This window comes from Acidovorax sp. CF316 (genome assembly GCF_000276605.1).
In the GTDB taxonomy this organism is placed as follows: domain Bacteria; phylum Pseudomonadota; class Gammaproteobacteria; order Burkholderiales; family Burkholderiaceae_C; genus Acidovorax.
In genome coordinates this window covers 1-6,205 of record NZ_AKJX01000050.1, presented here as the reverse complement: position 1 = coordinate 6,205, position 6,205 = coordinate 1, and the positions used below count along the sequence as shown (strand labels likewise).

Genomic DNA, 6,205 nt, shown 5'->3' with positions numbered 1-6,205 from the left:
GGCTGCTGCCGTATTCGTTGTCGTCTCCGTCATTGTTGTTCCTTCCAAGCCAATAGTTCATTGAAAACCAGTGCGCCGATCACCAGCGCGCCACCCGCCAGCACGGCGGCCCCGGGCTCCTCGCCCGCACCCAGCCACGCCAGCAAAATACCAAAGATCACTTCCAGCAGGCTCAGCAGCGCGATCTCGGGTGCCTTGAGCACCTGGCCGCAACGCACTGCCAGCACGCAGGGGATGGCCAGCTGCACCACGCCCAGCAGGGCCAGCAGCCCCAGGTCATGCGCCGAGGCCTCGAACGGCAAGGCCAGCGGCAGCGTGGCCACGACCGAAAGCACTGCGCCCACCAGCACGGCAGGCACCAGGTCCACCTGGTGCCCGTGGCGCTGGGAATGCTGCACCACCGTCCAGTTCACGGCACCGGCAATCGGCACGCACAACGCGACCAGCGTGCCCACCAGGGGCAGCCCCGCCATCTGCGCGCCGTACATCCAGGCAATGCCCAGGCCGGCCACGCCAATGGCCACCCAGGTGCGGGGCGCGATGTGGTGGCCGATGAAGATGCGCGCCAGCAACGCCGTGAGCAGCGGCGCCACGGCCATGGTGACCAGCACGTTGGCCACGGGCATGAGCAGGATGGCCACCATGAAGGCGGTGAACATCACAGCCCAGCACAGGCCGGCGATCCACAGCGCCACGCCGCTTTTGCGCATGGATGCGAACACCGCCCGCCCCTGCAGCGCAGGCAGTATCACCAGCAATGCCGCCAGCGTGAACAGGCTGCGCCAGAAGGTGACCTCGAAGCTGCGTGCCGCCTCCAGGTGGCGCGTGACGACGCCGGCGATGGACCACATCAGGGTCACCACCACCATCAGGGCCACGGCACGGGAATGCGTGAGCTTCAGCAAGGGCATCGGGGATACGGGGGCATCAACATGGCAAAAAGGGCCACAGCGTAACAGCAGTGGCCCTTCAGGCGGCAGGCGGGGGCGCACGGCCCCCCTCATGCCATCAGCGACTCAGGCAGCTCAGGAACGGCCTGCGCGCTTGCGCTCGTTCTCGGTCAGGTGGCGCTTGCGGATGCGAATCGACTTGGGCGTGATCTCGACCAGTTCGTCGTCCTCGATGAACTCCACCGCGTATTCGAGCGTGGCGTCGATGGGCGGCGTGATCTTGATCGCGTCTTCCTTGCCGGACACGCGGAAGTTGGTCAGCTGCTTGGTACGCGTGGCGTTCACCACCAGGTCGTTGTCGCGGCTGTGGATGCCGACGATCATGCCTTCGTACACGGGATCGTTGGCCTTCACGAACATGCGGCCACGGTCGTCGAGCTTGCCCAGGGCGTAGGTGAAGATTTCACCGTCGTCCATGGAGATCAGCACGCCGTTCTTGCGGCCGCCGATGTCGCCCTTGTGCGGCTCATAGCTGTCGAAGATGTTGCTGATCAGGCCCGAGCCACGCGTCAGGTTCAGGAATTCGTTGGTGAAGCCGATCAGGCCACGCGCAGGGATGCGGTACTCCAGGCGCACGCGGCCACGGCCGTCCGGCTCCATGTTCACCAGCTCGCCCTTGCGCTCGCCCAGGGCCTGCATCACGCCGCCCTGGTGGCCTTCTTCGATGTCGGCCGTCACCAGCTCGATAGGCTCGTGCTTTTCGCCGTTCACGTCCTTGAACACGACGCGGGGCTTGGACACGGCCAGTTCATAGCCTTCGCGGCGCATGTTTTCCAGCAGGATGGTCAGGTGCAGTTCGCCGCGGCCCATGACTTCGAAGATACCTTCTTCGTCGGTTTCCTTCACGCGCAGGGCCACGTTGTGCTGCAGTTCCTTTTGCAGGCGGTCCCAGATCTGGCGGCTGGTCACGAACTTGCCTTCACGGCCTGCCAGTGGCGAGGTGTTCACGCAGAAGTTCATGGTCAGCGTGGGCTCGTCCACCTTGAGCATGGGCAGCGGCGAGGGGTTGGCAGGGTCGGTGATGGTCACGCCGATGCCGATGTCTTCGATGCCGTTGATCAGCACGATGTCGCCCGGGCCGGCCAGCGGCGTCTGCATGCGATCGAGGCCCTGGAAGGTCAGCACCTGGTTGACGCGGCCCTTGACGGCCTTGCCATCGGGGCCTTCCATGACGACCACGTCCATCATGGGCTTGATGGTGCCCTGGCTGATGCGGCCCACGCCGATGCGGCCCACGAAGGTGGAGAAATCCAGCGCCGAGATCTGCAGCTGCAGCGGAGCAGCCGGGTCGCCCGAGTTCGGGGGAACGTGCTTGAGGATGGTGTTGAACAGGGCTGACATGTCGGGGCCCCACTGCTCGCCAGGCGCGCCTTCTTCGAGCGACGACCAGCCGTTGATGCCCGAGGCGTAGACCACGGGGAAGTCGAGCTGCTCGTCGGTGGCACCCAGCTTGTCGAACAGGTCGAAAGCGGCGTTCACCACCTTGTCGGGGTTGGCACCGGGCTTGTCCACCTTGTTCACGACCAGGATGGGGCGCAGGCCCAGGGCCAGGGCCTTCTTGGTCACGAAGCGCGTCTGGGGCATGGGGCCCTCTTGCGCGTCGATCAGCAACACCACGCTGTCCACCATGGACAGGGCGCGCTCCACTTCACCGCCGAAGTCCGCGTGACCGGGGGTGTCCACGATGTTGATGTGCGTGCCTTCCCAGCTCACGGCGCAGTTCTTGGCCAGGATCGTGATGCCACGCTCTTTTTCGATCGCGTTGTTGTCCATCACCGTGTCAACCACCTTTTCGTGGTCAGCGAAAGTGCCGGACTGGCGCAGCAATTGGTCCACCATGGTGGTCTTGCCATGGTCAACGTGGGCGATGATGGCGATGTTGCGGATCTGTTTAGTCATAGTTTTTCCAATGTGCCGCTGGCTTGCAGGTGCGGCGTACCTTCCAAAATTTGTTGAATTTCCAGCGGACTCAGGAGCCTGTCGGGCACCAGCTCCCCGCCCACGATGTGGCCCACCCCCAGCAGTGCCGGGGGATTGTCGCCAAACACTGCCACGGCCCCGGCATCGGGCCAGGTACCACGGCGGCGCACGCCCGACAGGAAACGAGCAGCATTCTCGCTGTCCAGCGTGACACGCACGTGCTGCGCCAGCAGGGATTCGGGCGGCTCCAGCTGTTCGAGCCGCGCCCCCTCTTCCATGGCTTCGAGCTGCGCCAGCGTGACGCAGCGCTCCACGCCGATACCACCGGTATCGATGCGGCGCAAAAACGTCAGGTGCGCGCCGAAGCCCAGCGCAGCCCCCACGTCCTCACCCAGGGTGCGGATATAGGTGCCCTTGCTGCACTGCACCACCATTTTAAGGGCGATGACATCCGGATTGTCCGCCAGCAGTGTGAGGGAAAGCGAATGGATCACCACGTCGCGTGCCGGCCGCTCCACCTCGATGCCGGCGCGCGCGTATTCGTACAGTGCCTTGCCGTCCTTCTTGAGGGCGCTGTGCATGGGCGGCACCTGCTTGATGGGGCCGGTGAACTGCTGCTGCACGGCGGCCAGGCGCTCGGGCGTGAGTTCGGCCAGCACCACGGGGCGGCGTTCGATCACATCGCCCTCGGCATCGCCGGTGGTGGTGGTCACGCCCAGCAGGGCCACGGCTTCGTAGGTCTTGGGGGCTTCGAGCTGCAGCTGGCTGAACTTGGTGGCAGCACCAAAGCACAGCGGCAGCACGCCGGTGGCCAGCGGATCGAGCGTGCCGGTATGGCCCGCCTTTTCGGCGCGCAGCAGCCATTTCGCCTTCTGCAAGGCGTCGTTGCTCGACAGGCCGAGCGGTTTGTCCAGCAGCAACACCCCGTGCACAGGGCGCCGCTGCACCCTGGTGCGAGGCGCGTGCATGGGCTACTCCTCTTTCGCGCGCGAAGAAACGGCCTTGGCGATCAAGGCGTTCATATCGGCCGCCCGCTCGGAGGTGCGGTCGTAGACGAAGTGCAGCGTGGGCACCGTGTGGATGTGCAGGCGCTTGAACAGGCCATTGCGCAGGAATCCAGCCGCCTGGTTGAGCGCCGCCTGCGTTTCCACAGGGTCGCCCACCAGCAGGCTGAAGAACACCTTGGCGTGTGCGTAGTCGGGAGTCACCTCCACACCCTGCAGCGTCACCATGCCCACGCGCGGGTCTTTCAACTCGCGCGCGATCAGCTCCGTCAGATCGCGCTGGATCTGATCGGCGACCTTGAAGGCGCGGTTCGGGGTGGAGGACTTCTTCTTCGCAGCCATCGATTACAGCGTCCGCGCGATTTCCTTGATATCAAAGAACTCGAGTTGATCGCCTTCCTTGATGTCGTTGTAGTTCTTGAGCTTGATACCGCACTCGAAGCCTTCCTTGACTTCCTTGACGTCGTCCTTGAGGCGCTTGACCGAGTCGACTTCGCCCGTGTAGACCACCACGTTGTCGCGCAGCAGGCGGAAGCGTGCATTGCGATGGACCATGCCCGAGGTGATGTACGAACCGGCAATGGTACCGATCTTGGTCGCCACGAACACCGTGCGGATCTCGGCCGTACCGATGATCTCTTCGCGCTGCTCGGGAGCCAGCATGCCCGACATGGCCACGCGCAACTCGTCCACAGCGTCGTAAATGATGCTGTAGTAGTGCAGGTCAACACCATTGCTCTCGGCCAGCTTGCGCGCACCGGCATCGGCACGCACGTTGAAGCCGATCACGATGGCCTTGGAGGCGATCGCCAGGTTGATGTCCGACTCGCTGATGGCGCCCACTGCGGCGTACACCAGCTGCACCTTGACCTCGTCGGTCGAGAGCTTGAGCAGCGACTGCGACAGCGCTTCCTGCGAACCCTGCACGTCGGACTTGACGATGATGGGCAGCATCTTCACTTCGCCTGCCGTCATGTCGGCAAACATGTTCTCGAGCTTCGCAGCCTGCTGCTTGGCCAGCTTGGTATTGCGGAACTTGCCTGCGCGGTAGGTGGCGATTTCGCGGGCACGGCGTTCGTCCGTGAGCACCATGAATTCGTCGCCGGCCTGGGGCACTTCGGTCAGACCCTGGATTTCCACCGGAATCGACGGACCTGCCGTCTTGGCCACGCGGCCGTTTTCGTCCAGCATGGCGCGCACGCGGCCATAGGTCTGGCCTGCCAGCACCACGTCGCCGACCTTGAGCGTACCGGACTGCACCAGCACCGTGGCCACAGGGCCGCGGCCCTTGTCCAGCTGGGCTTCGATCACCAGGCCCTTGGCCAGCGAATCGACCGGCGCCTTCAGTTCCAGCACTTCGGCCTGCAGCAGCACCTGCTCGAGCAGGTCGTCGATGCCCTGGCCGGTCTTGGCCGACACCGAGACGAAGGGCGACTCGCCGCCGTACTCTTCAGGCACGACCGACTCGACCACCAGTTCCTGCTTGACGCGGTCGGCGTTGGCATCGGGCTTGTCGATCTTGTTGACCGCCACCACGATGGGAACACCCGCCGCCTTGGCGTGCTTGATGGCTTCCTTGGTCTGGGGCATGACGCCGTCGTCGGCAGCCACCACCAGGATCACGATGTCGGTGGCCTGTGCACCACGGGCACGCATGGCGGTGAACGCCTCGTGGCCAGGGGTGTCCAGGAACGAGATCATGCCGCGTGGCGTTTCCACGTGATAGGCACCGATGTGCTGGGTGATGCCACCGGCTTCGCCCGAGGCGACCTTGGCACGGCGGATGTAGTCGAGCAGCGAGGTCTTGCCATGGTCCACATGGCCCATGACGGTGACCACGGGTGCCCGCGGCAGCAACTCGACATCCTTCTGGGCGCTGTCGTCGTCGGTGAAGGCTTCCGGATCGTCCAGCGCCGCCACCACGGCCTTGTGGCCCATTTCTTCCACCATGATCATGGCGGTGTCCTGGTCCAGCGGCTGGTTGATGGTGACCATCTGGCCCATCTTCATCAGCGCCTTGATGACCTCGTTGGCCTTGATCGACATCTTGTGCGCCAGCTCGGCCACCGTGATGGTTTCGGGCACGTGCACTTCGATGATGCGCGCCTCCACCGGAGCGGACTGCTGGTGGTGGTCGTCGCGGTGGTCGCGGTCATTGCCACGGCGGCCACGCGGGCCTCCGCGCCAGTTGTTGCGCCCCACGCCCCCGCTGCTGTCGCCGCGGGTCTTGATTTCCTTCTTCTTGGCCGTGTCGCCCGCCCAGCTGGAGGACAGTTTGGCCGACTTCACTTCCTTGCCGGCGGCGGCGCCAGGCGCTGCTGCCGGAGCCGG

5 protein-coding genes are annotated in these 6,205 nt (G+C 64.7%); all 5 read right to left on the bottom strand.

The window, feature by feature from the left end; all coding sequences use genetic code 11:
* Positions 1-29: 29 nt before the first annotated feature.
* Complete coding sequence (locus PMI14_RS05740) at positions 30-911, bottom strand: DMT family transporter (protein WP_007851044.1); 882 nt, start codon at positions 909-911, stop codon at positions 30-32.
* 114 nt (positions 912-1,025) lie between these two features.
* Positions 1,026-2,849, bottom strand: a complete 1,824-nt coding sequence (gene typA / locus PMI14_RS05735) for a translational GTPase TypA (RefSeq protein WP_007851042.1) — start codon at positions 2,847-2,849, stop codon at positions 1,026-1,028.
* Entirely contained in the window at positions 2,846-3,838 is a 993-nt protein-coding gene (gene truB / locus PMI14_RS05730; protein ID WP_007851041.1) for a tRNA pseudouridine(55) synthase TruB, read from the bottom strand. Before truB ends, typA begins: the two co-directional genes overlap by 4 nt.
* A gap of 3 nt (positions 3,839-3,841) precedes the next feature.
* Positions 3,842-4,216 carry a 30S ribosome-binding factor RbfA gene (gene rbfA, locus PMI14_RS05725; RefSeq protein ID WP_007851039.1) on the bottom strand — a complete coding sequence of 125 codons (375 nt, stop codon included), beginning with the start codon at positions 4,214-4,216 and terminating at the stop codon, positions 3,842-3,844.
* 3 nt (positions 4,217-4,219) lie between these two features.
* Positions 4,220-6,205 (bottom strand): translation initiation factor IF-2 (infB, locus tag PMI14_RS05720; protein WP_007851036.1); only part of this gene is annotated, 1,986 nt, incomplete at its 5' end.